This is a genomic window from Polaromonas sp. P4_H1 (assembly GCF_056400945.1).
In genome coordinates this window covers 129732-152237 of sequence record NZ_JBFUKG010000007.1, presented here as the reverse complement: position 1 = coordinate 152237, position 22506 = coordinate 129732, and the positions used below count along the sequence as shown (strand labels likewise).

At 64.9% G+C, this 22506-nt stretch carries 20 protein-coding genes; 16 read left to right on the top strand and 4 right to left on the bottom strand.

The genetic code is table 11. The features are described from left to right. The first annotated feature begins 46 nt into the window (after window positions 1-46). From AC1DS5_RS11315 to AC1DS5_RS11285, 7 genes are all read left to right on the top strand, one after another. The gene (locus tag AC1DS5_RS11315) at window positions 47-811 is read left to right on the top strand and encodes a TetR/AcrR family transcriptional regulator (protein WP_477718352.1); all 765 of its coding nucleotides are present in this window, start codon (window positions 47-49) and stop codon (window positions 809-811) included. Window positions 812-827: 16 nt separating this feature from the next. Continuing rightward, a complete protein-coding gene (locus tag AC1DS5_RS11310; RefSeq protein WP_477718351.1) occupies window positions 828-2624 on the top strand; it encodes an acyl-CoA dehydrogenase C-terminal domain-containing protein in 1797 nt (598 codons plus the stop codon). Window positions 2625-2721: 97 nt separating this feature from the next. Then, complete coding sequence (locus tag AC1DS5_RS11305) at window positions 2722-5178, top strand: 3-hydroxyacyl-CoA dehydrogenase/enoyl-CoA hydratase family protein (RefSeq protein ID WP_477718350.1); 2457 nt, start codon at window positions 2722-2724, stop codon at window positions 5176-5178. 112 nt (window positions 5179-5290) lie between these two features. After that, the gene (locus AC1DS5_RS11300; protein ID WP_477718349.1) at window positions 5291-5833 is read left to right on the top strand and encodes a DUF4442 domain-containing protein; all 543 of its coding nucleotides are present in this window, start codon (window positions 5291-5293) and stop codon (window positions 5831-5833) included. 60 nt (window positions 5834-5893) lie between these two features. After that, window positions 5894-6514 (top strand): endonuclease domain-containing protein, encoded by a 621-nt coding sequence (locus AC1DS5_RS11295; protein ID WP_477718348.1) that lies wholly within the window; start codon window positions 5894-5896, stop codon window positions 6512-6514. 51 nt (window positions 6515-6565) lie between these two features. After that, window positions 6566-7762, top strand: a complete 1197-nt coding sequence (locus tag AC1DS5_RS11290) for an acetyl-CoA C-acyltransferase (RefSeq protein WP_477718347.1) — start codon at window positions 6566-6568, stop codon at window positions 7760-7762. A 184-nt stretch (window positions 7763-7946) separates the two neighbouring features. Beyond that, the gene (locus tag AC1DS5_RS11285) at window positions 7947-8816 is read left to right on the top strand and encodes an alpha/beta hydrolase family protein (RefSeq protein ID WP_477718346.1); all 870 of its coding nucleotides are present in this window, start codon (window positions 7947-7949) and stop codon (window positions 8814-8816) included. A gap of 236 nt (window positions 8817-9052) precedes the next feature. On the opposite strand, the gene amaB is transcribed toward AC1DS5_RS11285, so the two are convergent. The 3 genes from amaB to AC1DS5_RS11270 are packed head-to-tail and all read right to left on the bottom strand — an operon-like array spanning window position 9053 to window position 12904. Further along, window positions 9053-10576, bottom strand: coding sequence for an L-piperidine-6-carboxylate dehydrogenase (gene amaB / locus AC1DS5_RS11280; RefSeq protein ID WP_477718345.1), 1524 nt, complete (start codon window positions 10574-10576; stop codon window positions 9053-9055). Continuing rightward, window positions 10573-11838, bottom strand: a complete 1266-nt coding sequence (locus AC1DS5_RS11275) for an aminotransferase-like domain-containing protein (protein WP_477718344.1) — start codon at window positions 11836-11838, stop codon at window positions 10573-10575. Before AC1DS5_RS11275 ends, amaB begins: the two co-directional genes overlap by 4 nt. Before the next feature lie 34 nt (window positions 11839-11872). Continuing rightward, window positions 11873-12904: a 2-oxoadipate dioxygenase/decarboxylase family protein gene (locus tag AC1DS5_RS11270; RefSeq protein WP_477718343.1), complete on the bottom strand. Its 1032-nt coding sequence runs from the start codon at window positions 12902-12904 to the stop codon at window positions 11873-11875. Between the two features lie 81 nt (window positions 12905-12985). Here AC1DS5_RS11270 and AC1DS5_RS11265 point away from each other — a divergent pair, with 81 nt between their 5' ends. Further along, a complete protein-coding gene (locus AC1DS5_RS11265) occupies window positions 12986-13909 on the top strand; it encodes a LysR family transcriptional regulator (protein ID WP_477718342.1) in 924 nt (307 codons plus the stop codon). 6 nt (window positions 13910-13915) lie between these two features. Here the strand turns inward: AC1DS5_RS11265 and AC1DS5_RS11260 are convergent, their stop codons facing one another. Next, on the bottom strand, window positions 13916-14749 hold the full coding sequence (locus AC1DS5_RS11260) for an IclR family transcriptional regulator (protein ID WP_477718341.1): 834 nt from the start codon (window positions 14747-14749) through the stop codon (window positions 13916-13918). A gap of 125 nt (window positions 14750-14874) precedes the next feature. Here AC1DS5_RS11260 and AC1DS5_RS11255 point away from each other — a divergent pair, with 125 nt between their 5' ends. The 8 genes from AC1DS5_RS11255 to AC1DS5_RS11220 all read left to right on the top strand — a co-directional run bounded on the left by AC1DS5_RS11255 (window position 14875) and on the right by AC1DS5_RS11220 (window position 22131). Beyond that, complete coding sequence (locus AC1DS5_RS11255) at window positions 14875-15006, top strand: hypothetical protein (protein ID WP_477718340.1); 132 nt, start codon at window positions 14875-14877, stop codon at window positions 15004-15006. Window positions 15007-15016: 10 nt separating this feature from the next. Next, on the top strand, window positions 15017-16117 hold the full coding sequence (locus AC1DS5_RS11250) for an ABC transporter ATP-binding protein (RefSeq protein WP_477718339.1): 1101 nt from the start codon (window positions 15017-15019) through the stop codon (window positions 16115-16117). Window positions 16118-16274: 157 nt separating this feature from the next. Beyond that, window positions 16275-17153, top strand: a complete 879-nt coding sequence (locus AC1DS5_RS11245; RefSeq protein WP_477718338.1) for an ABC transporter permease — start codon at window positions 16275-16277, stop codon at window positions 17151-17153. A 118-nt stretch (window positions 17154-17271) separates the two neighbouring features. Further along, complete coding sequence (locus tag AC1DS5_RS11240; protein ID WP_477718337.1) at window positions 17272-18066, top strand: ABC transporter permease; 795 nt, start codon at window positions 17272-17274, stop codon at window positions 18064-18066. Further along, complete coding sequence (locus AC1DS5_RS11235; RefSeq protein WP_477718336.1) at window positions 18063-18485, top strand: (2Fe-2S)-binding protein; 423 nt, start codon at window positions 18063-18065, stop codon at window positions 18483-18485. The genes AC1DS5_RS11240 and AC1DS5_RS11235 overlap by 4 nt, the downstream gene beginning before the upstream one ends. Continuing rightward, on the top strand, window positions 18482-19873 hold the full coding sequence (locus tag AC1DS5_RS11230; RefSeq protein ID WP_477718335.1) for an FAD/NAD(P)-dependent oxidoreductase: 1392 nt from the start codon (window positions 18482-18484) through the stop codon (window positions 19871-19873). The genes AC1DS5_RS11235 and AC1DS5_RS11230 overlap by 4 nt, the downstream gene beginning before the upstream one ends. Continuing rightward, window positions 19870-21027, top strand: coding sequence for an NAD(P)/FAD-dependent oxidoreductase (locus AC1DS5_RS11225; protein WP_477718334.1), 1158 nt, complete (start codon window positions 19870-19872; stop codon window positions 21025-21027). The genes AC1DS5_RS11230 and AC1DS5_RS11225 overlap by 4 nt, the downstream gene beginning before the upstream one ends. Window positions 21028-21063: 36 nt before the next feature. Further along, a complete protein-coding gene (locus AC1DS5_RS11220; RefSeq protein ID WP_477718333.1) occupies window positions 21064-22131 on the top strand; it encodes an ABC transporter substrate-binding protein in 1068 nt (355 codons plus the stop codon). The last annotated feature ends 375 nt before the right edge of the window (window positions 22132-22506 follow it).

Here is a 22506-nt window from a genome sequence, read left to right as displayed (position 1 = left end):
TTGTTGCAAAATAGAACGATCGTTCGTTTTATTTTGGCTCAATCCCATGACCGTCAATGAACTTCCTGTCAAAACCGTTCCCGTCCCGGCTGCGCCTATCCCTGCGATCGGTGCAGCCGTGCCCAAAAGCCAGCAAAAAGGCCAGCAGACCAAGGCGGCCATTGTCGATGCTGCCTTGGGGCTGGCCACACAAATTGGCCTGGAGGGCCTGAGCATAGGAGCGCTCGCCGAAGTCATGCACATGAGCAAGTCCGGCGTGTTTGCCCATTTTGGCTCACGCGAGGAACTGCAGATTTCGGTGGTTCGCGAATACCACAGCCGCTTCGAGGAAGAGGTGTTCTTCCCGGCATTGCAGGCTTCCAGGGGTCTGCCGCGCCTGCGCGCGCTGTTTCACAACTGGATGAACCGCACCTCGGTCGAAATCGATTCAGGATGCCTGTACATCAGCGGCGCCGTCGAGTTCGACGACCGGCCCGGGCCGGTGCGCGACGCGCTGGCGGGCTCGGTGCGGACCTGGCTGGCCGCGATGTACCGCGCCGTGATGCAGGCCAAGGAGGCCGGGCACCTGCAGCGCGATGCCGACGAACAGCAGATGGTCTTCGAGATCCACGGACTCATTCTGGCGCTGCATTACGAAGCCCGTTTCCTGAAATCCCCCGGCTCCGTCGCCCGCGCCAACACCGGCTTTGCCAACATCCTGGCGCGTTACGGCAACGAGGCTGCGCCGTCGCCGGCAGAGCCACTCCCTTCCGCTTCGCCGACGAAAGCACCGGCAAAAGCCTCCCCCAAAACATCTTCGAAACCGGTTTAAAGCCAAAGGATTCCCCATGCCACAGTACAACCCACCCCTGCGCGACATGCAGTTCGTCATGCACGAAGTGCTCAAGGTCACCGACGAGCTGAAGGTTTTGCCACGCCATGCCGACATCGACGCCGACACCATCAATGCGGTGCTGGAAGAAGGCGGAAAATTCGCTTCGGAAGTGACTTTCCCGCTCAACATCAGCGGCGACCAGGAAGGCTGCAAGCTCGACAAGACCACCCATGAAGTCACGCCGCCCAAAGGCTTCAAGGATGCTTACGCCAAGTACGTGGAAGGCGGCTGGGCCGCGCTCAGCTGCGACCCCGAGTACGGCGGCCAGGGCCTGCCCTTTGTCGTCAACCAGTGCTTCTACGAAATGCTGAACTCGGCCAACCAGGCCTGGACGATGTACCCGGGTCTGTCGCACGGCGCGTACGAAGCCCTGCATGCCCACGGCACGGAAGAGCAGAAAAAAATCTACCTGCCCAAGCTCACCAGCGGCGAATGGACCGGCACCATGTGCCTGACCGAGCCGCATTGCGGCACCGACCTGGGCCTGCTGCGCACCAAGGCAGAGCCGCAGCCCGACGGCACCTACCGTCTGACCGGCAACAAGATTTTCATCAGCGCCGGCGAACACGACATGACCAGCAACATCGTTCACCTGGTGCTGGCCCGCCTGCCCGATGCGCCGCAGGGCAGCAAAGGCATCAGCCTGTTTGCCGTGCCCAAGTTCAACGTCAACCAGGACGGCTCGATCGGTTCGCGCAATGGCATTTACTGCGGCGGTATCGAGCACAAGATGGGCATCCACGGCAATTCCACCTGCCAGATGGTGCTGGAAAACGCCGTGGGAACCATGGTGGGCGCACCCAACAAGGGCCTGGCCGCGATGTTCGTGATGATGAACGCCGCACGCCTGGGCGTGGGTAACCAGTCGCTGGGCCTGACCGAAGTGGCGTACCAGAATGCACTTGCCTATGCCAAGGACCGCATCCAGATGCGCTCGCTCTCCGGCGTGAAAGCCAAGGACAAACCGGCCGATCCCATCATCGTGCACCCCGACGTCCGCAAGATGCTGCTGACCGCCAAGGCCTATGCCGAAGGCGGCCGCGCCCTGGCCATTTATTGCACGCTGCTGCTCGACAAGGAGCTCTACCACCCCGACGAAAAGGTGCGCAAGGAGTCCGGCGAAATCGTCGCCTTGCTCACGCCCATCGTCAAGGCCTTCCTGACCGACAACGGCCACATCGCCACCAACGCCTGCATGCAGGTCTTTGGCGGCCACGGCTTCATCAAGGAATGGGGCATGGAGCAGTTTGTGCGCGACAACCGCATCAACATGATTTATGAGGGCACCAACACCGTCCAGTCGCTGGACCTGCTGGGCCGCAAGATCCTGGGCAACAACGGCGCCACGCTGAAGAAATTCGGCAAGCTGATCGGCGCCTTGATCGAAGAGGAAGGCGTAAACGAGAAGATGGCCGAGTTCATCAACCCGCTGGCTTACCTGGCCGACCAGATGACCAAGTTCACGACCGAACTGGGCTTCAAGGGTTTCCAGAACCCCGACGAAGTGGGCGCTGCCGCAGTCGACTACCTGCGGGTCGCCGGCCATCTGGTGTTCGGCTACTTCTGGGCCCGCATGGCGCAGGTCGCGCTGCGCGAGATTGCCGCCGGCAACACCGACAAGTTCTACGTGGCCAAGCTGCAGACAGCGCGGTTTTACTTCGCCAAACTCTTCCCCGAAACCGCCACGCTGATGCGCACCGCGCGCTCAGGCAGCCGGGCGCTGATGGACACCGACGAGGCGCTGGCTTGAACCATGCGGGGTCAGCCCCCACCCAGTCATCTCCGCTTTATCCCCTCGCCCTCTGGGAGAGGGTTAGGGTGAGGGCTCTCCGATAAAGGAATACAACATGCAAAAATTCACAGTCAAAAAAGTCGCCGTGCTCGGCGCCGGCGTGATGGGCGCGCAGATCGCCGCTCATCTGGTCAATGTCAAGGTGCCCGTGGTGCTGTTTGACCTGCCCGCGAAGGACAACGATGGGGGCGGGGCCCCGTCGTCTTCCAAGTCCTCGAAGAATGGCATCGTGATCAAGGCGATCGAAGGGCTCAAGAAGCTCAAGCCCGCGCCGCTGGGCGTGCCCGAGGACGCGGCGCTGATCCAGCAGGCCAACTACGAAGAGTACATGGAGCAGCTGTTGGAGTGCGACCTCATCATCGAGGCCATCGCCGAGCGCATGGACTGGAAGACCGACCTGTACCACAAGATCGCCCCCTTCATTGCCGAAGGCGCGATTGTGGCCAGCAACACCTCGGGGCTGTCGATCACAAAACTCAGCGAGGCCCTGCCCGAATCGATCAAGCCGCGCTTTTGCGGTATTCACTTTTTCAACCCGCCGCGCTACATGACGCTGGTGGAGCTGATCAACACGCCCACCACCGAGCCGAAAGTGCTCGACGACCTGGAAGCCTTTGCGGTCAGCGCGCTGGGCAAGGGCGTGATCCGCGCGCACGACACGCCCAACTTCATTGCCAACCGCGTCGGCATTGCCGGCATGCTGGCCACCATCAGGGAGGCCGAGACCTTCGGCCTGACATATGACGTGGTCGATGACCTGACCGGCAAGAAGCTGGGCCGCGCCAGCTCCGGCACCTTCCGCACCGCTGACGTGGTGGGCCTGGACACCATGGCCCATGTCATCAGGACGCTGCAGGACAACCTCGGCCCCGGCAAGGTGGAAGACCCGTTTTCCGACATCTACGGCACGCCGCCGGTCCTGGCGAAACTGCTGGAATCCAAAAGCCTGGGCCAGAAAACCGGCGCCGGTTTTTACAAGAAGGTCGGCCGGGACATCTTGCGCCTCGACCCCGAGAGCATGGAGTACGTGGCCGCAGGCGCCAAGGCGAACGAGGTTGTCGGACGCATGCTGAAAAAACCAGCCGGCGAGCGGCTGAAGCTGCTGCGCGAGGCCGAGGGCGCCGAAGCGCGTTTCCTCTGGGCCATCCTGCGCGACCAGTTCCACTATGCCGCGGTGCACCTCGAAAGCATTGCCGAAACCGCGCGCGACATAGACTTTGCGATGCGCTGGGGTTTTGGCGCGAAGCAAGGCCCGTTCGAGTTGTGGCAACAGGCCGGCTGGAAGCAGGTGGCCACCTGGATCCAGGAAGATATTGATGCGGGCAAGGCGTTGAGCAAAGCGCCGCTGCCCGACTGGGTGTTCAAGGGCCCGGTGGCCGACGCGGGTGGCGTGCACACCGCGGAAGGCTCGTGGAGTGCTTCGGCCAAAAAATTCATTCCCCGCCGCCAACTGCCCGTCTATGAGCGCCAGTATTTCCCCGAAGACGTACTCGGTGCCAACGCCCCGGCTTTCGAGACCGCTGGTACCACGCTGCATGAAGACGATGCCATTCGCCTCTGGACACTGGACGGCGCGAACGGAGAAAAAGGCGATGTGCTGATTGCCAGCATCAAGACCAAGATGCATGCCATCAGCCCCGATGTGGCGGAAGGCCTGGCGATGGGCGTGGACCTTGCCGAGAAAGGCTACAAGGGCATGGTCATCTGGTCCAACGACGAGATGTTCTCGGCCGGCGCCGACCTGCAAGCCATGCTGCCCGCCTTCATGATGGGTGGCGCCAGGGCGATTGAAGGGGCCGAGGCCGAACTGCAGAACGTCATGCTCAAGCTGCGCTATGCGGCTGTGCCCGTCGTCTCGGCGATTCGTGGCCTGGCGCTGGGCGGTGGCTGCGAAATGGCGGTGTATTCGGCCAAGCGTGTGGCGGCGATGGAAAGCTACATCGGCCTCGTGGAAGTTGGCGTGGGCCTCGTGCCCGGTGCCGGCGGCCTGGCGTATATTGCGCGCCGCGCAGCAGAGAACGCCGCCACGTCCACCAACAAGGACATACTGCCTTTCCTGACCGAGGGCTTCACGGCCGCCGCCATGGCCAAGGTGGGCACCAGTGCGATTGAAAGCCGCAAGCTCGGCTACCTGCTGGACAGCGACGTCATCGTGCCGAACAAGGACGAGCTGCTGTTCATCGCGCTGAACGAGGCACGCGCCCTGTTCAACTCCGGCTACCGCGCGCCGCACAGGCGGCCCTTCCCGGTGGTGGGCCGCAACGGCCTGGCCACCATCAAGGGCCAGCTGGTCAACATGCGCGACGGCGGCTTCATCAGTGCCCACGACTTTCACATCGCCAGCCTGATCGCCAACGTGGTGTGCGGCGGCGATGTGGATGCCGGCACCCTGGTGACGGAAGAGTATTTGATGACGCTGGAACGCAAGGCCTTCTGTTCGCTGCTCGAAAACCCGAAAACGCAGGAACGCATCATGGGCATGATGAGCACCGGCAAACCGGTGAGAAATTGATGAACACCCCCGTTGCGGACTCACTTCGTGTAGCCGCCTCCCCCCTTGCAGGGGGCAACACCAGCAGCCTGGCAGAGCCGGTTCTGCGGTGTTTGCTGGCAGGGAGAAAGTGATGACTGATTTGACGAAGACATCTCCCAACCGCCTGGAGCGCCAGCTTGAGCGCCTGTCGGAGGTGCCGGCCTTTGCCCGCACCTGGTTTCGCAGCGTGATCCTGCGCCGCGCCGTGCCATTCACCGGCACGGCCGGGCTGGATTTTTTGCAGATGAGCAACAACCGGGTAGAAATCGGCATCCAGAACCAGAAGAAGGTGCAGAACCACATCGGCGGCGTGCATGCCTCGGCCATGAACCTGCTGGCAGAAACTGCCACCGGCATGGTGGTCGGCATGAACGTGCGAGACGACTGCGTCCCGCTGGCCAAGGAACTGAAGATGACCTTCAGGAAGCGCGCCACCGGCTCGTTGCGCGCCGTCGCAACGCTCACCGACGAGCAGCGAGCGGCCATGCAGGCCAGTGACAAGGGCGAAGTCAATGTGGCGGTCACGGTGACGGACGAAGCCGGCGTCAACCCGGTCGAGTGCGAGTTTGTCTGGGCCTGGGTGCCGTCTGTGCGCTCGCAGCCCACGCCGGCATCCAAGGAGGCCACGGCCTGAACATCTCCCCGCATTGCTCCTTCCCCCGCTGGGGGAAGGCAGGGATGGGGGCTCTACGACATGCAAAACCAAGCCACCCTCAACGCCAGAATGTTCGCCAGGTCGCTCCGCCGCGAAATGACCGACGGCGAGCGGCTGCTATGGCAGCGCTTGCGTGGCGAGCAACTGGGCGTCAAATTCAGGCGCCAGCATCCTGTCGGGTCCTACGTGGCGGATTTTGCGTGCCTTGCTCCCCAGCTGATTGTCGAGATAGACGGGTCGCAGCATATTGACCAGCAGGCCTACGACGCAAAGCGCGATGCATATTTCGAGTCTCTCGGATTTGACGTGATGCGTTTTCCGGCAAATTTGCCGTTCTCCGATTTGCAGTCGATGGTTGAGGCGATACACAACCGTTTGACCGAACTGGCCGCGGTCGCCCCCATCCCAACCTTCCCCCAGAGGGGGAAGGAGCCTGAGAGTTCACCCGTAACACCTCTGCCCCCTCGGAGTGCGGCGCTTGAAACCTCTTCTGTAACACTCCTTTCCCCTCAGGGCGGGGAGCTTAAAAACTCCCCCGTAGCACTTCTTCCGCCTCGGGGTGTAGAGCCTGAAAATTTCCCCGCACCACTCCTTCCCCCTCTGGGGGAAGGCAGGGATGGGGGCTCTCCCGAACCCTTGCCCGCAAGCCGCCGCTTTTAAAAGACACCCAACCTTTTACAGATTCACCGATTCACCGAGAAAGAGTTCCCCATGAAACAAGTCCAGGAAGCCTACATCGTTGCCGCCACGCGCACGCCCATCGGCCGTTCGCACCGGGGGTTTTTCCGCAATACGCGTCCCGACGACCTGCTGGTCAAGGCGTTGCAGGCCGCGCTGGCCCAGGTGCCCACGCTGGACCCTAAGGCCATTGAAGACATCATCTGCGGCTGCGCGATTCCCGAAGGCCCACAGGGCCTGAACATCGCCCGCATCGGTGCGGTGCTGGCGGGTTTGCCCACCAGCGTGGGCGGCATCACCGTCAACCGCTTTTGCGCCTCGGGCCTGTCCGCGGTGCAAATGGCTGCGGACCGCATCCGTGTCGGCGAAGCCGATGTGATGATTGCCGCCGGCACCGAAAGCATGAGCATGGTGCCCATGTCGGGCAACTCGCCGTCGCTGTCGCCGGAAATGTTTGCCAACGACGAGAACGTCGGCATTGCCTACGGCATGGGCCTGACGGCCGAGAAGGTTGCGCAGCAGTGGAAGGTCTCGCGTGACGCGCAGGACCAGTTCGCTTACGAGTCCCACATGAAGGCACTCAAGGCCCAGCAGGCCGGCGAGTTCGCAAATGAAATCACGCCGGTGGAAGTGACCGACCGCAGCGCCAACCTGGAAACCGGCGAAGTCATTGCCACTACCCGCACCGTGAGCCTGGACGAAGGCGCACGCCCCGACACCACGGTGGAAGGCCTGTCCAAACTGAAAACCGTGTTTGCTGCGCGCGGCTCGGTTACGGCCGGCAACAGCTCGCAAACCTCCGATGGCGCGGGCGCGCTGATTCTGGCCAGCGAAAAAGCCGTCAAGGAATTCGGCCTGAAACCGCTGGCGCGTTTCGTCAGTTACGCCGCCAAGGGCGTGCCGCCGCACATCATGGGCATAGGCCCGATCGAAGCCATTCCCGCAGCGCTGCGTTACGCCGGCCTGAAGCAGGACGACATCGACTGGTTCGAACTCAACGAGGCGTTTGCCGCGCAGTCGCTGGCGGTCATCAACACGCTGGGCCTGAACGCGGCCAAAGTCAACCCGATGGGCGGCGCGATTGCACTGGGCCACCCGCTGGGCGCCACGGGCGCGATTCGTGCAGCCACCGTGATTCACGCGCTGCAACGCCATCAGCTGAAGTACGGCATGGTGACCATGTGTGTCGGCATGGGGCAGGGCGCCGCCGGCATCTTCGAACGGGTGTAAGTTGGTGGCTACCGAGCGGGCGATCTGCCGCGTTGGTCCGGTGCTCCCCATCCTCACGTACCTGAAGTACGTTCCGGTGGGTCCGCTCCGTCCGCCTTGCAGCTCATCCCGCTCGCTACGCCCTTGAGGCTGTCGGTTTTTCAAGTCAGCGGAAACTGGCATTTTTCAACGACTGGAGACAAGCATGCAGAAGCAGACTCTCGCTGCCGGCACAAGCCAACTCGCGCTGCGCATTTATGACGCATCCGGGCCAGCCCGCGCCAGCGTCGTGATCGGCGGCGCGATGGGCGTACGCCAGGATTACTACACGCCGTTTGCCGAATGGCTGTCCAGCCAGGGCTTTCGTGTCACGACCTTTGACTACCGCGGCTCGGGCGAGTCATTGCCTGATACCGTGGACGGCAGCCTGCGCGGCTTCAAGGCCGATCTGCTGGATTGGGCAAGCGATTACGCAGCCGTGGTGGATGCGGCCAAGTCCGCACTGCCCGACGCGCCGCTTTACCTGCTGGGACACAGTCTCGGCGCGCAGCTGCCGGGCTTCCTGAAAAACCAGGGCCAGGTCGACGGGATGATCAGCATTGCGGCTGGCAGCGGCTACTGGCGCGACAACGCGCCGCAGCTCAGGCGCATGATTCTGTACTTCTGGTATGTGCTGGTGCCGCTGGCCACGTGCCTGTTCGGTTATTTCCCGGGACGCAAGCTCAAAAAAGTGGGTGACCTGCCGGCAGGCGTGATGCTGCAATGGCGCAAGTGGTGCCTGGACCCGCAGTACAGCGTGGGCGCCGAAGGGGAGAGCGCGCGCCTGAGCTACGGGCGGGTCAGCTACCCGGTGAAGGCCCTGTCCATCACCGACGATGAGCTGATGACCTGGCGCGGCACGCAAAACCTGATCAACCTGTATGCCAATGCGCCGCGCAGCTTTGAGCGGATCGCGCCGTCAGACCTGCAGGTCAAGCGCATCGGCCATTTCGGGTTTTTCCGCGAACAGTTTGACCAGACCCTGTGGCCGCGCGCCCGGCAGATTCTGGACGGCATGGCGCGGGTGCCGGCTTAAACCTGGAAACAGCAGTTGACCGCTTGCAAACTTCAGGAAAGCCGTATGCCCATTGACTTTCCCCTCTTCGATGGCGATTACCTTCTGGGGTGACAGCGCTATGCGCCCGATTGCACCATGCCGGGCGCGCCATGCTGCGTTGCTCCGCCTTGTGGGCAGGAGCCCACTGCGTTGTCACGCCTTGCCTGGCACGCCGATCACGGCGCACTCGGGCGCATCCAACTGCCGTTTCCAGGTTAAATCTCGAAACGAATCCCCTGCGCCAGCGGCAGGCTGGAGCCGTAGTTGACCGTGTTGGTGGCGCGGCGCATGTACGCCTTCCACGAATCCGAGCCTGACTCCCGGCCGCCGCCGGTTTCTTTTTCACCGCCGAAAGCACCGCCGATTTCCGCGCCGCTGGTGCCGATGTTGACATTGGCGATGCCGCAGTCCGAGCCGCGCGCCGAGGTGAACTGCTCGGCCTCGCGCAGGTCCTGGGTGAAGACGGCGGACGACAGGCCATGTACCACCGCGTTGTTCAGGGCAATGGCTTCGTCGAAGTCGTCGTAAGGCACCACATACAGAATCGGCGCGAAGGTTTCGTGCAGCATGGGGCCGGCCTGCTCGGCCAGTTCCACAATGGCGGGCCGCACATAGTGGCCCGCACTACCACCAGCACCGGTGCCTTCCTCGCGCTGGCCGAAGTGAACCTTGGCGCCCAGGCCCTTCGCGCTGGCCAGTGCAGTTTGCATGGCGTCAAAGGCGCGGCCGTCGATCAGCGGGCCGACCAGCGTGCCCTCCGTGAGCGGGTTGCCTACCGGCAGGCGCGCGAACACCGAGACCAGCCGCTCCACCAGCGCCGCGTAGACGGAGCGGTGCACGATCAGCCGGCGCAGGCTGGTGCAGCGCTGCCCGGCCGTGCCGGCGGCAGCAAACGCCGCGCCGCGCACGACCAGCTCCAGGTTGGCCGAAGGGCAGACAATGGCCGCGTTGTTGCCGCCCAGCTCGAGCAGCGAGCGCTTGAACTGCGCGGCGCAGGCCATGGCCACGTTCTTGCCCATGGCGGTGGAGCCGGTCGCGCTGACCAGCTTGACCTGCGGGTGGTTGACCAGCGCTTCACCAACGGAGCGCTCGCCGATCAGCAACTCGCTCAGGCCTTCGGTCTCCAGCCCCAGTTCCGTCGCCGCACGCAGCAGCAGGCCATTAAGTGCGACAGCCGACAGCGGCGTCTTCTCGGACGGCTTCCAGGCCAGCGTGTTGCCGCAGACCAGCGCCAGCGCGGCGTTCCAGGCAAACACGGCCATCGGGAAATTGAAGGCCGAGATGATGCCGACCACGCCCACCGGATGCCAGGTCTCCAGCAGCTTGTGGTCGGGCCGCTCGCTGGCAATCGTCAGGCCGTAGAGCTGGCGCGACAGGCCGACCGCAAATTCGCAGATGTCAATCACTTCCTGCACTTCGCCCAGGCCCTCCTGCAGGATCTTGCCGGTCTCCAGCGAGATCAGCTGCCCGAGCTCCGGCTTGTGGCGCCGCACGGTTTCGCCGAAGGCGCGCACCAGTTCACCGCGCTTGGGTGCCGGCACATCGCGCCAGCTCAAAAACCGCTGGTGCGCACGATTGAGCGCGGCATCCACGTCGGCCGGGCTGGTGGTGGCGAGACGCGCCAGCCGGCTGCCGTCAATCGGGGTGTGAACCTCAAGGGTCGCGGACGCCTGGCTGTCGAGATCGGCGTGGATGCCCAGGCTTTGCAGCAGGGACGAAATGTCGTTGGCGTGGCTCATGGTGAAGTCCTTTCGGGGAAATGTTGGCGTGATGATGGCGTATCGGCCGGGGCGGCAAGGCTGCGCAGCCCGCGGCCCAGGCGTTGCGCGCCTTGCTGCAAGGCGTCTGCACTGGGGTTGGCAAAACTCAGGCGCAGCCAGGGCTGTGCGGTGTTGTGAAGGCTGAAGGCGGCGCCCGGCACGGCCAGCACCTGGTGCTGCAAACCAAAGTCCACCCACGCCTGCGACGGCATCAGTGGCAGGGCGCTGGCAAGCCGGGCCCAGACAAACATGCCGCCCTGGGGTTCGCTGAATTCAAGCAGCCCGCCGCAATGTGCGTGCAGTGCAGCGGCCAGCGTACGGGCCTTGGCCGCATAGGCCTTGCGCAGCGTGGCCAGGTGCTCATCCAGGCGGCTGGAGGCCAGCATCGCGGTCAAGGTCAGTTGTTCAAGCGAGCCGCTGTGCACATCGGCGGCCTGCTTGGCCAGCACGACGGCACGCAGCACGTCCGGCGGCGCCATCAGCACACCCAGGCGCAGGGCCGGGGCCACCACCTTGGAATAACTCGTCATGTAGGCCACCTGCGCATGTGATCCGGTTTGCTGGTTGATCTGCGCCAGCGAGGGCGGTGGCGCCGCGCCAAACCAGAGTTCGCCATAAGGATCGTCCTCGATCAGTGTGACCTCGTGCCGTGCGGCAAGTTCCAGCAGGCGCACGCGACGCGCCAGGGGCATCACGGCACCTGTCGGGTTGGCAAAGTTCGGAACCACATACAGCACGCGCGGCCGTGCGCTGGTCAAAACACGTTCCAGCCGCTCAACATCCAGCCCCTGGGCATCGGCAGGAACTTCCACCAGCTGCGCACCCGCAAAGCGGAAGGCCTGCAGGGCGGCCGGGTAGTTGAAGGACTCCACCGCCACGCCGGCGCCCGGCTCGACGAGAACCCGCGCCAGCAGGTCTATGGCCTGCTGCGAGCCGGTGGTGATCACCACTTGCGCAGCCTGGGCCCGCAGGCCGCGTTGTTGCAGCAACTCGGCGCTGGCCGCACGCAGCGCGGGCAGGCCCTCGGTAGCGCCGTATTGCAGGCTGTGCCCCTGCAGGCCGGAGGCCACGGCCAGCATGCATTCGCGCAGCCAGTCCGCCGGCAGCAGCGCGGGGTCGGGATGCCCGCCCGCCAGTGAAATCATGCCGGGCTGCCCGGCCAGCGCCAGCATGGCACGAATCGGCGAACCGCTGGCCTGCGCGTAGAGCGGGTGGACCGGCGTGTGCGCGGCTGCGTTCATTAGGTAACCTCCGCGCTATGCGCGGCCCCACGGCTCATGCTCTGGCCGCCGTCATGCCGAAAATGCCGGTGGCATTGCCGGCGTCAAAGGCCAGGTCCAGGCGGCCGCTTTGCGCCGGGTCGTTGGCGGCAGGGCTCGCATGCAGCTCGGCGCGGGTGATGAATTCATAGAACGAGCCCGGCACCGCGCGCGTGACCTGGCCGGCGGGTGTGAGGAATTCGCGCTGCACCGTCGCCGCACGAAACGCCGTCTGGCGCACGCGGCCACTGGCCGAGACTTCGACCTTGTCCTTGATGGGGCGGCCGAGCTCGCGCTGGCGCCGGGCCACCGCATCCACATCGCCGACGCGGTCGGTCGCGTGGTTGAAGGCGTTGCCCTCGGTGGCGATCCAGGCCATTTCGGCGGACTCGGCCAGCAGCAATTCATAGTCGTCCAGCGCAAACACGCCATGCTGGCGGTCAAAGCACTGGAGCATCACTGGCAGCAGCCGCAGCGCCTGTTGCAGCGGCAGCTTGCCGTCGCGCGCCAGCTGCTCCAGGTCCGCCACATCTTGCGGGCCCAGCGGGTCGCGTGAGGTGGACAACACCCGCGTGACGGCGGCCTGGAAGGGCACCGTGAACTGTTCGGGATGCAGTTCGGACACGAAGAACTGCGCGATCTCCTGCGGAAAATCCTGGTGGCACCAGGCGCGGCCGGTCATCTTCAGGCGCGGCAAGGGGTAGGTGTCTTGCAGCGTAAAACCCAGCGGGCGCAGCAGCCGCGTGAAGGCCGCTTCGCCCGGAGGCAAGGCGCCACTGGGCCAGCGCACGGTGCGCAGCGCGCCGTGGTCAAAGACGACCTGGCGCTGTTGCCCGGCCACATCGCTGGCCATGTACTCTTGCGCCGCCGGCACCCGCTGCACCAACCCATGGAACAGGGCCATGTTCAGGGCCTGGGCCAGTTCGGCGCGCGTCACCGTGCCGGACACGCCGGACTGCAGGGCAGGATGAACGTACATCTGCTCATGAATGTGCCGCACGGCTTCGGGCGGCAGGCAGCTGGCGAGCAGGGTCTGGAGATTGGTCATTGCTTGAGTAATTTCAACAGGTAGAAGCCGGATTCTCGGGAAATCACAGCCGCTGCGCAAAGGATGTATTTCGATGCAGGCATGAGATATATTCATGCGATGCGCCGAAAAATCCCCTCCACCCAGGCCCTGCTGGCCTTTGAAGCGGCGGCGCACCGCGGCAGTTTCACGCTCGCGGGGCAGGACCTGTCGGTGAGCCAGAGTGCGGTCAGCCACCAGATCCTGGGGCTGGAGCAGGACCTCGATGTGAGCCTCTTTTTACGCCTGCCGCGCCAGCTGGTGCTGACTGATGCCGGGCGCTCGTTGCTGTCGCGTGTCAGCCCGGCACTCGATGCACTGGAAGCGGCGATGCTGGACCTGGCGTCTTCCAAGGGTGAGGGCGGCACGCTGGAGCTCGGCGTGGTGCCCACCTTCGCCACCAAGTGGCTGATTCCCCGCATGCCCACCTTCCTCAAGGCGCACCCGCATGTCACGCTGAACCTGTCAACCCGGCTGCTGCCCTTTGATTTTTCGCTCACCGGCCTGGACGCAGCCATCCACTACGGCCGGCCCGACTGGCCGGGCACCGAGTCCGAGTACCTGATGGGCGAGGAAAGCGTGGTGGTGTGCAGCCCCGTGTTGATGAAAAAGCGCCAGCTGCGGCGCCCGGCCGACGTGCTGAAGTTCACGCTGATCCACCAGAGTACGCGCCCGCACGCCTGGCGCGACTGGCTGCAGCTGGCCGGCATTGACGATGCGCAGGGCGCCAGCACCGGCCCGAAGTACGAGCTGTTTTCGATGATCGCCCAGGCCGTCAAGGCCGGGCTGGGCGTGGCCGTGCTGCCGCGCTTTCTGGTGGCCGACGAGATTGCCGACGGCACCCTGGCCGTGCCGTTTGACCTGTCATTGAGTTCCGACTTTGCCTACTACCTGGTGTGGCCCACGCAAAAGGCCAGCTGGCGGCCCTTGCTGCAGCTGCGCGAATGGCTGCGCGAACAGGCGGCACCTCCGGCGTCCTCGGTGTAAAGGGGCTCAGGCGCTGTCGGTGGGCGCCAGGCTTTGCGCCGGGCGGCGCAGCGTGCTGTCAAAAGGGTTGAGCTGCGCGCTGATGGCCGTGGCCTCGCGCTTGAGCAATTCCACCACCGTCGGCAGGCGGTCGGGGCTGAGCCGCGACGAGATCGTGCCGACGCTCAGCGCCGCCACGGCGCGGCCTTCACGGTCCAGCACCGGCACGCCGACGCCGGCCATGCCATCGAGCAAACCGGTGTTGCGCCCGGCATAGCCCGACTGGCGCACCCGCTCGATTTCCGTGCGCAGGTAGACCTCGTCGTACACGCCGTACTCGCGCATGCGCGGCAGGTTGTAGCGAATCACCTCTTCCCGCTCGGACTCCGGCAAAAAGGCCAGGATGGCCAGGCTGCCCTGGCCCATGCCCAGCGCCACCCGGCCGCCGATGTCGCCGGTGAAGGAGCGGATCGGGAAGGGCCCTTCGCTGCGGTCCAGGCATACCGCGTCAAAGCCGCTGCGCACCAGCAAAAAGATGGTGTCGCCCAGGCTGGCGCACAGCCGCAGCATGGACGGCCGGCACAGCGCGCGCAAGTCCATCGAGTTGCCGGCCTGTGCGGCCAGCGCAAAAAAATCAATGCTCAGTCGGTAGAGCTTGGACGCGGCGTCCTGCTCCACGACGCGCTCGGCCACCAGGCTTTGCAGCAGGCGGTGGGTGGTGGCCTGCGTCAGCCCCGTGGCCTTGGCAATGTGCGTGATGCGCCCGCCCTTGGCCTGGGTGGTGGCCAGGGCCCGCAGGATGGAAAAAGCGCGTTGCACGCTGCTCGAGGCGCTGTCGTCCTCTTTTGAGTTCTCTTTCATGGCATCTCTTTCATCGGAATGAATTTCATCCATATCTTATAGAAATTCCGTCAAATGGAATAAATTAAATAAATATCTCTATATACGGAATAACCTATTGACGATTTTTTATGAGATGCCCTAGCATGAATGTCATCAAGGTGTCTCAAAACAATCTTGATGCGGCCTTCAGGCAGCCAGTTGCGGCGCTGATGTCCCTGCGGATTTCCCCTGTGCATGTCTTCCTGATGCCTTCCTTGTTTGTGCCTTGTTTGTGAGGTGTTCCTGATGTCTTTTCTGACCCTGGCGAATGTGAACAAGTCCTATGGCGCCACGCACGCCGTGATCGACATGAACCTGTCGGTGGAGAAGGGCGAATTTGTCTCGCTGCTCGGGCCTTCGGGCTGCGGCAAGACCACGACGCTGCAAATGATTGCCGGTTTTGCCGATGTCACCGCCGGCCGCATCACGCTCGATGGCCGTGACATCACCCACGCCAAACCGAACACGCGCGGCCTGGGCATCGTGTTCCAGAGCTATGCGCTGTTCCCTCACATGAGCGTGCACGACAACGTGAGCTTTGGCCTGGAGATGCGGCGTATGCCCAAAAACGAGCGCACCGAACGCGTCAAGGCCGCACTGGCGCTGGTGCACCTGGAGGCGCACGCCACGCGCTACCCGCGCGAGCTGTCCGGCGGCCAGCGCCAGCGGGTGGCCCTGGCCCGCGCCCTGGTCATCGAGCCGCCGGTGCTGCTGCTCGACGAGCCGCTGTCCAACCTCGACGCCAAGCTGCGCGAGGAAATGCAGTTCGAGTTGCGGCAGATCCAGCGCAAGGTGGGCACCACCACCGTGATGGTCACGCACGACCAGACCGAGGCCATGTCCATCAGCGACCGCGTGGTGGTGATGGAGGCCGGCCGCGTCACGCAAATCGACCAGCCGCACCGCCTGTACGAACACCCGCAAACACGTTTCATCTCCAGCTTTGTCGGCAAGGCCAACCTGCTGGAAGGCCGCGTCATCGCCACCGGCGCCTGGGCCACGGTGGACCTGGGCACGGCGTCGCTGGAGGTCAATGCACCCGGGGCCGCCGCGGGCGACGCCGTGGTGCTCAGCCTGCGACCCGAAAAAATCCGCCTCGTGCCCGAGACCCAGGGCCGCCTCGCGGGCACGGTCTGCGAGCGCTTTTTCCTGGGCAGCCAGTGGCTCTACCAGGTGGACACCGCCGCTGGTGAGCTGGTGGTGGTCTGCCCCAACGACGGCGAAGTGCCCGCCGAAGAAGGCCAGCGCGTCGGCCTGGACTGGCCGGCCGGCCAGGTGCGCCTGTTGCCCGGCGCAACGCATCTGCAAGTGCGTGCCGCACCGGCGACGCTGGAGGCGGTGGCATGAACGCGGCGACCCGTTTTCATTCCCTCTCCCCCTGGGAGAGGGTTAGGGTGAGGGTGTTCGCGCAGGCCGCTGGCCTTATAGCCGCCCAGGCCCTCACCCCTGCCCTCTCCCGGAGGGAGAGGGAGCAACACGGGGGCAAGCAGTGAACGCGACAACCATGGTGGGAGCTGCACCGAATGTTTCGCGGCCCTCGGCGGCCCGCGCACCCTGGCTGCTGTCGGCGCCGGCCTTTGTGCTGTTTGCCTGCCTGCTGCTGGTGCCGCTGGCCCTCACGGCCGTGCTGTCCTTCCAGGTGTTCGACCACGCCACCGGCGTCAAAAACAGCTTCACGTTGGCGCATTACGCCGCGGTACTCACAGACGACTACTACCACCGCATTTTCTGGCGCACCTTCTGGGTCTCCGCGCTCACCACGCTGATCTGCGTGCTGATCGGCGCGCCCGAGGCCTATGTGCTCAGCCGCATGCGCAACCCGTGGCGCTCTGTGCTGCTGCTGGTGGTGCTGGCGCCGCTGCTGGTGTCGGTGGTGGTGCGCGCATTTGGCTGGAGCATGCTGCTCGGGCCCGAGGGCGTGGTGAACCAGGCCGTGCGCGCCATGGGCCTGCCGCCCATGCGCATTCTCTACACCGAAGCCGCCGTGGTCATTGCGCTGGTGCATGTGATGCTGCCCTTCATGGTGATCCCGGTCTGGACCTCGCTGCAAAAGCTCGACCCCGGCGTGGAGGATGCCGCGCTGTCGCTCAGGGCTTCGCATTTCACCACCGTGCGCCGCATTATTTTTCCGCAAGTGCTGCCCGGCGTTCTCTCGGGCAGCCTGATCGTCTTCGGCCTGAGCGCCAGCGCCTTTGCCATCCCCGGCCTGCTGGGCGGGCGGCGCCTGAAGATGGTGGCCACCGTGGTGTACGACGAGTACCTGCACGAGCTCAACTGGCCGCTGGGCGCGGCGATTGCGCTCACGCTGCTGCTGGCCAACCTGGTGCTGATGCTCAGCTACAACCGGGTGCTCGAGCGCTCCTACAAAAAATCAATGGGCTAATTCCATGTCTACTTCAATCCGATACGTTGTTGCCCCGCCTTGCCGTGCTACAGCACTGTCTGCGGCGCAGCGCCTGGTCTCGCATTGAAGTAAACATGGAATAACAAGGCTACACACCATGTCAAAAAACGGTCCCATCGCACTTATCTTCAATGCCCTCGTCATCGCCTTCATGATGGCGCCGCTCGTCATCGTCTGCGTGGTGGCCTTTACGCCCGAGAACACGCTGACCATTCCGACCACGCATTTTTCGCTGCGCTGGTTCAAGGCGGTGTTTGCCCATGCCGACTTTGTGCAGTCCTTCAAGAACAGCCTGTCGCTGGCCTTTCTGTCGGCCACGCTGGCCACGGTGCTGGCCGTGCCGGCAGGGCTGGCCATTGCGCGCCACAGCTTTCCGGGGCGCGATTTCCTCAATGGCCTGTTTCTCTCGCCGCTGATCATTCCGCACCTGGTGCTGGGCGTGGCGCTGCTGCGCACCTTTTCGCTGATTGGCGCCACCGGCAGCTTCTTCTGGCTGGCGCTGGCGCACGTGGTCGTCATCACGCCGTATGCGCTGCGACTGGTGCTGGCGTCGGTGGAGGGCGGCGACCGCAGCGCGGAGCAGGCCGCCCTGTCGCTGGGCGCCAGCCAGGCCACGGTGTTCCGGCGCATCACGCTGCCGATGATTTTGCCCGGCGTGACGGGTGGCTGGCTGCTCGCCTTCATCAACAGCTTTGACGAGGTGACCATGTCCATCTTCGTCACCGCGCCGTCCACCGTGACGCTGCCGGTGCGCATGTACATGTATGCGACCGAGTCGATTGACCCGCTGATGGCCGCGGTCTCCGCGCTCATGGTGGCGCTCACGGCCGTCGCCATGCTGGTGCTGGACCGCGTCTATGGACTCGACAAGATTCTGGTGGGGCACAAATGACCCTGCCCACTGAAACTGAAACACCCCGTTCCCCAGGAAACACCGTGGCGCTTCTTCAACGCGTGGCCGAAACCGGCCGTGCTCCGGTGGGCTTTGTGCTCAACGGCCAGGCGCGGGTTGCCCTGGCCGGCGACACCGTGCTGACCGCGGTGCTCACCCACACGGCGCAGCTGCGCCACAGCGAATTCAGCGGCGAGCCGCGTGCCGGTTTTTGCATGATGGGCGCCTGCCAGGACTGCTGGATCACCACCGAGTCGGGCCAGCGCCTGCGCGCCTGCGGCACGTTCATTGAAGAGGGCATGCGCCTGGTGACCGGCGGGGAGGCTATGAGCGACGCCGGGCCGCCCCAAGGCGTGAAGGTCCCCTCGGGGGGAAGCGCAGTACACGAAGTGACAAGCGTGGGGGCTCTTACATCATGACGGCCGTCCTGCATCCCGTCATTGTGGGCGCCGGGCCGGCCGGCGTGCGCGCGGCGCAAACGCTGGTCGCGCACGGCGTGCGGCCGGTGGTCATTGACGAAGCACCGCGCTGGGGCGGGCAGATTTACCGTCAGCCGCCGCCCGGTTTCACCCGCTCCAAACGCACGCTGTACGGTTTTGAAGCCGGCCGTGCCGAGGCGCTGCACAGCGCCATGGCCAACATTCTGGACCGCGTCGACTACCGGCCCGAGACGCTGGTCTGGAGCGCCGAAGGCGGTCGGCTTGATTTGCTCTGCCGCGGCCGCATGGGCACGCTGCCATATGGCCAGCTGATCGTGGCCACCGGCGCAACCGACCGCGTCCTGCCGTTTCCCGGCTGGACATTGCCCGGCGTTTACACCCTGGGCGCCGCGCAGGTGGCGCTGAAGTACCAGGGCTGCGCCATCGGCTCGCGCGTGGTCATCGCGGGCACCGGGCCCCTGCTGTATCTGGTGGCCTACCAGTATGCGAAAGCAGGCGCCAAGGTGGTCGCCGTGCTGGACACCGCCAGCTTCAAAGACAAGGCGCTGGCGGCGCCGGCCATGCTGCGCCAGCCCGCCGTGTTTGCCAAGGGCGTGTATTACCTGGGCTGGTTGCGCGCGCACGGCGTGCCGGTGCACCAGGGCGTGCGGCTGGTGCGCGCCACGGGCGAGGCGCGGGTCACGGCCATGCGCTGGCGCGCTGGCGCCGCCGAGCACGAAGTGGCCTGCGATGCCGTGGCCTTTGGTTATGCGCTGCGCTCGGAAACCCAGCTGGCCGACCTGCTGGGTTGCCGTTTCAGCTACAACGCCCTGCAGCGCGCCGCGCTGCCCGAACGCGATGGGGCAGGGCGCTCCAGCGTGCCGGGCGTGTACCTGGCGGGCGATGGGGCCGGCATCATGGGCGCAGACGCGGCCGAGTGGGCGGGCGAGCGTGCGGCGCTGGCGCTGCTGTCCGACGCCGGCAAGCCCGTGGATGCTGTGAACGCCGCACGCGCCTCCGAACTGGAAGCGAAGCTGGCGCGCACGGCGGCCTTTCGCGTCGGGCTGGAGCGCGCCTTTCCCTTCCCGCAGGACTGGGCCGCCAGCGCGCCTGACGAGCTGGTGATTTGCCGCTGCGAAGAAATCACCGCGGGCGAATTGCGCCAATGCGTGCAGAACACCGGCGCGCGCGAGATGAACCGCCTCAAGGCGCTGACGCGCGTCGGCATGGGCCGCTGCCAGGGCCGCACCTGCGGCGTGGCGGCGGCGGAAATCCTCGCGCAGGCTTGCGCCGCCGCACCCGATGCGGTGGGCCGGCTGCGCGGCCAGGCGCCCATCAAGCCGCTGCCGTTTGCGGCCATGGCCCGGGCGAACGGAGAGGCCGCATGATGGAACGCATCTCTGCCGACGTCGCCATCATTGGCGGCGGCATCATGGGCTCGTCGGCCGCGCTGTTCCTGCGGCGCATGGGCTTGTCCGTGGTCTTGCTGGAGCGCGACCTCTGCGGCTCCCGCTCCAGCGGCGTGAACTATGGCGGCGTGCGGCGCCAGGGGCGGCCAGCCAGCCAGCTGCCGCTGTCGCAACGCGCGCAGGGCCTGTGGGCGCAGTTGCCGCAACTCATCGGCATCGACGGCGAATACCTGCGCTCCGGCCACCTCAAGATTGCACGCAGCGAAGCCGACCTGGCCGCACTCGAAAGCTACCGCGAACGCACGCAGGGCTTCGGCATGGACCTGCAAATCCTTTCGGCGCGGGCCCTGCGCGAGCGCTGCCCCTGGCTGGGCCGGGCGGCCGTGGGCGCGTCGCTCTGCCCGGATGACGGGCAGGCCAACCCGCGCCTGGTGTCGCCGGCCTTTGCGCTGGCCGCGCGGCGGCTGGGCGCGGATGTGCGCGAGCAGACACGCATCGATGAGGCGGCACATGACGGCACGGCGTTTGTGCTGCGCTCGGGCAATGCGCTGGAAGTGCGCGCCAGGCATTTGCTGAACTGCGCGGGCGCCTGGGCAGGCACCATCGCGGCGCAGTTTGGCGATGCGGTGCCCATGGAGTCGGGCCACCCCGAGATGGCCGTGACCGAACCCCTGCCGGTGTTCCTGAACTTCAGCCTGGGCGTGGAAGGCGGCGGCGTCTATGCGCGGCAGGTGGCGCGCGGCAATTGCATCATTGGCGGCGGCCGGGGCTATGCGCTCGACGACCAGCGCGCCCGCGCCCAGCGCAGCGGCATTGCCGCCCTGATGCAGCAGACCATTGACTTGCTGCCGGCCCTGCGCAACGCCCACATCATCCGCACCTGGAGCGGCACCGAAGGCTACCTGCCCGACCGCCAGCCCGTGCTGGGCCCCAGCGCCACCACACCCGGCCTGATTCATGCATTCGGTTTTGCCGGTGGTGGCTTCCAGCTGGGCCCCGCAGTCGGCGCGGTGCTGGCCGACCTGGTGCGTGACGGCCGGACCGCCACACCGATTGAGGCATTTTCTGTTTCGCGTTTTTCCGAAAGCCCGCGTGTGGCAACCACCGGGCCTGTTCCTTCCGCCGTTGTCTAACCCCTCGATGTTTAACCTTGTTTCCAGGAGAACCCCATGAAGCTGCCCTCACGTTTCCCGTCCGCCCGCGCCACCGCGGTGTCCCTGGCCGTTGCGGCCGCCAGCCTGTCTACCGGCCTGGCCATGGCGCAAACCAAAACGCTGTACATCGGCATGAACGGCGGCACGATGGAGAAAACCTACACCGGCCATGTGTTCGGCGCTTTCGAGAAAGCCAACAACGTCAAGGTGGTGGTGGTGCCCGGTACCTCGTCAGACATTCTGGCCAAGGCGCAAGCCAACAAAGACAACCCGCAGATGCACGTCATGTTCCTCGACGACGGCATCATGTACCGCGCCATCGGCATGGGCCTTTGCGAGAAGATGCAGCCCAGCCCCGCGCTCAATGACCTCTTCCCCACGGCCCGCTTCAAGGGCGACATGGCCGCCGGCGTCAACGTCGGCATGACCGGCCTAGCCTACAACAAGAAGATGTTCACCGAAAAAGGCTGGGCTCCGCCCACCTCCTGGATGGACCTGGCCGACCCCAAGTTCAAGGGCAAAGTCGTGTTCCAGTCGCTGTCGTCTTCCACCTTCGGCCTGCACGGCTTCCTGCTGTTTAACCGCATCCAGGGCGGCACCGACAAGAATGTGGAACCCGGCTTCAAGGCCTGGCCCACCACCATTGGTCCCAACGTGCTCGAGTACATCCCCAGCTCGGCCAAGCTCGCCGAGATGGTGCAGACCGGCGAGGCCGCCATGTTCCCGCTAACGCCCACCGCCGTCGGCGTGCTGAAAGACAAGGGCCTGCCGGTTGAATATGTACAGCCCAAGGAAGGCTCCGCCGTGCTCACCGTGGGTGAATGCGTGATCGCCAAAAACAGCGAGCCCGCACTGGCCCACAAGCTGGCCCAGTACCTGCTGTCACCCGAAGCGCAAGCCGCCGCACTCGAGCACGGCGACCAGATTCCGTCCAACCCCAAAACCAAGGCCTCAGGCGCTGCCGCCGCGCTGGTCAAGCAGATGAACGACTACATGAAGACGGCAGTCACGGTCGACTGGGACGTGATCAACGAAAATCGCCCGGCGTGGAATGCGCGGTGGAACAAGACGGTCGAGCGTTGAGTTGTTGATTCGCTGATTCGGCGAGTGTGTGGCTGGCGGGTGAGGGTGGGGAGTTCGCGCCTTCCCTGTCAGCGGCGCCTGGTTGGCGTGTTGATGGGAATGAATTGGCCTTGAGCCAAATATCAATAGGCATGGCGCGCTACTAAAAGCAGAGCAAGTTGCCATGGCACTCTCGCGTTTTAGCCGAAGGGCTTCAGCGGGAGGCGTGCCAATGGTCAGGAAGCCTCCACCTCGACCTGCTCCATGTTGCGCGGATGCCGCATCGTGCCGCCCCGACCATGCCTGCGGTTAAAAGCGCCCTAGTACAGCCAAGTTTTTTTGGTTTGCAGGCTATAGTGAAGATAGCGAACGCGCTCGCGCAGCTGATCAAGCAGC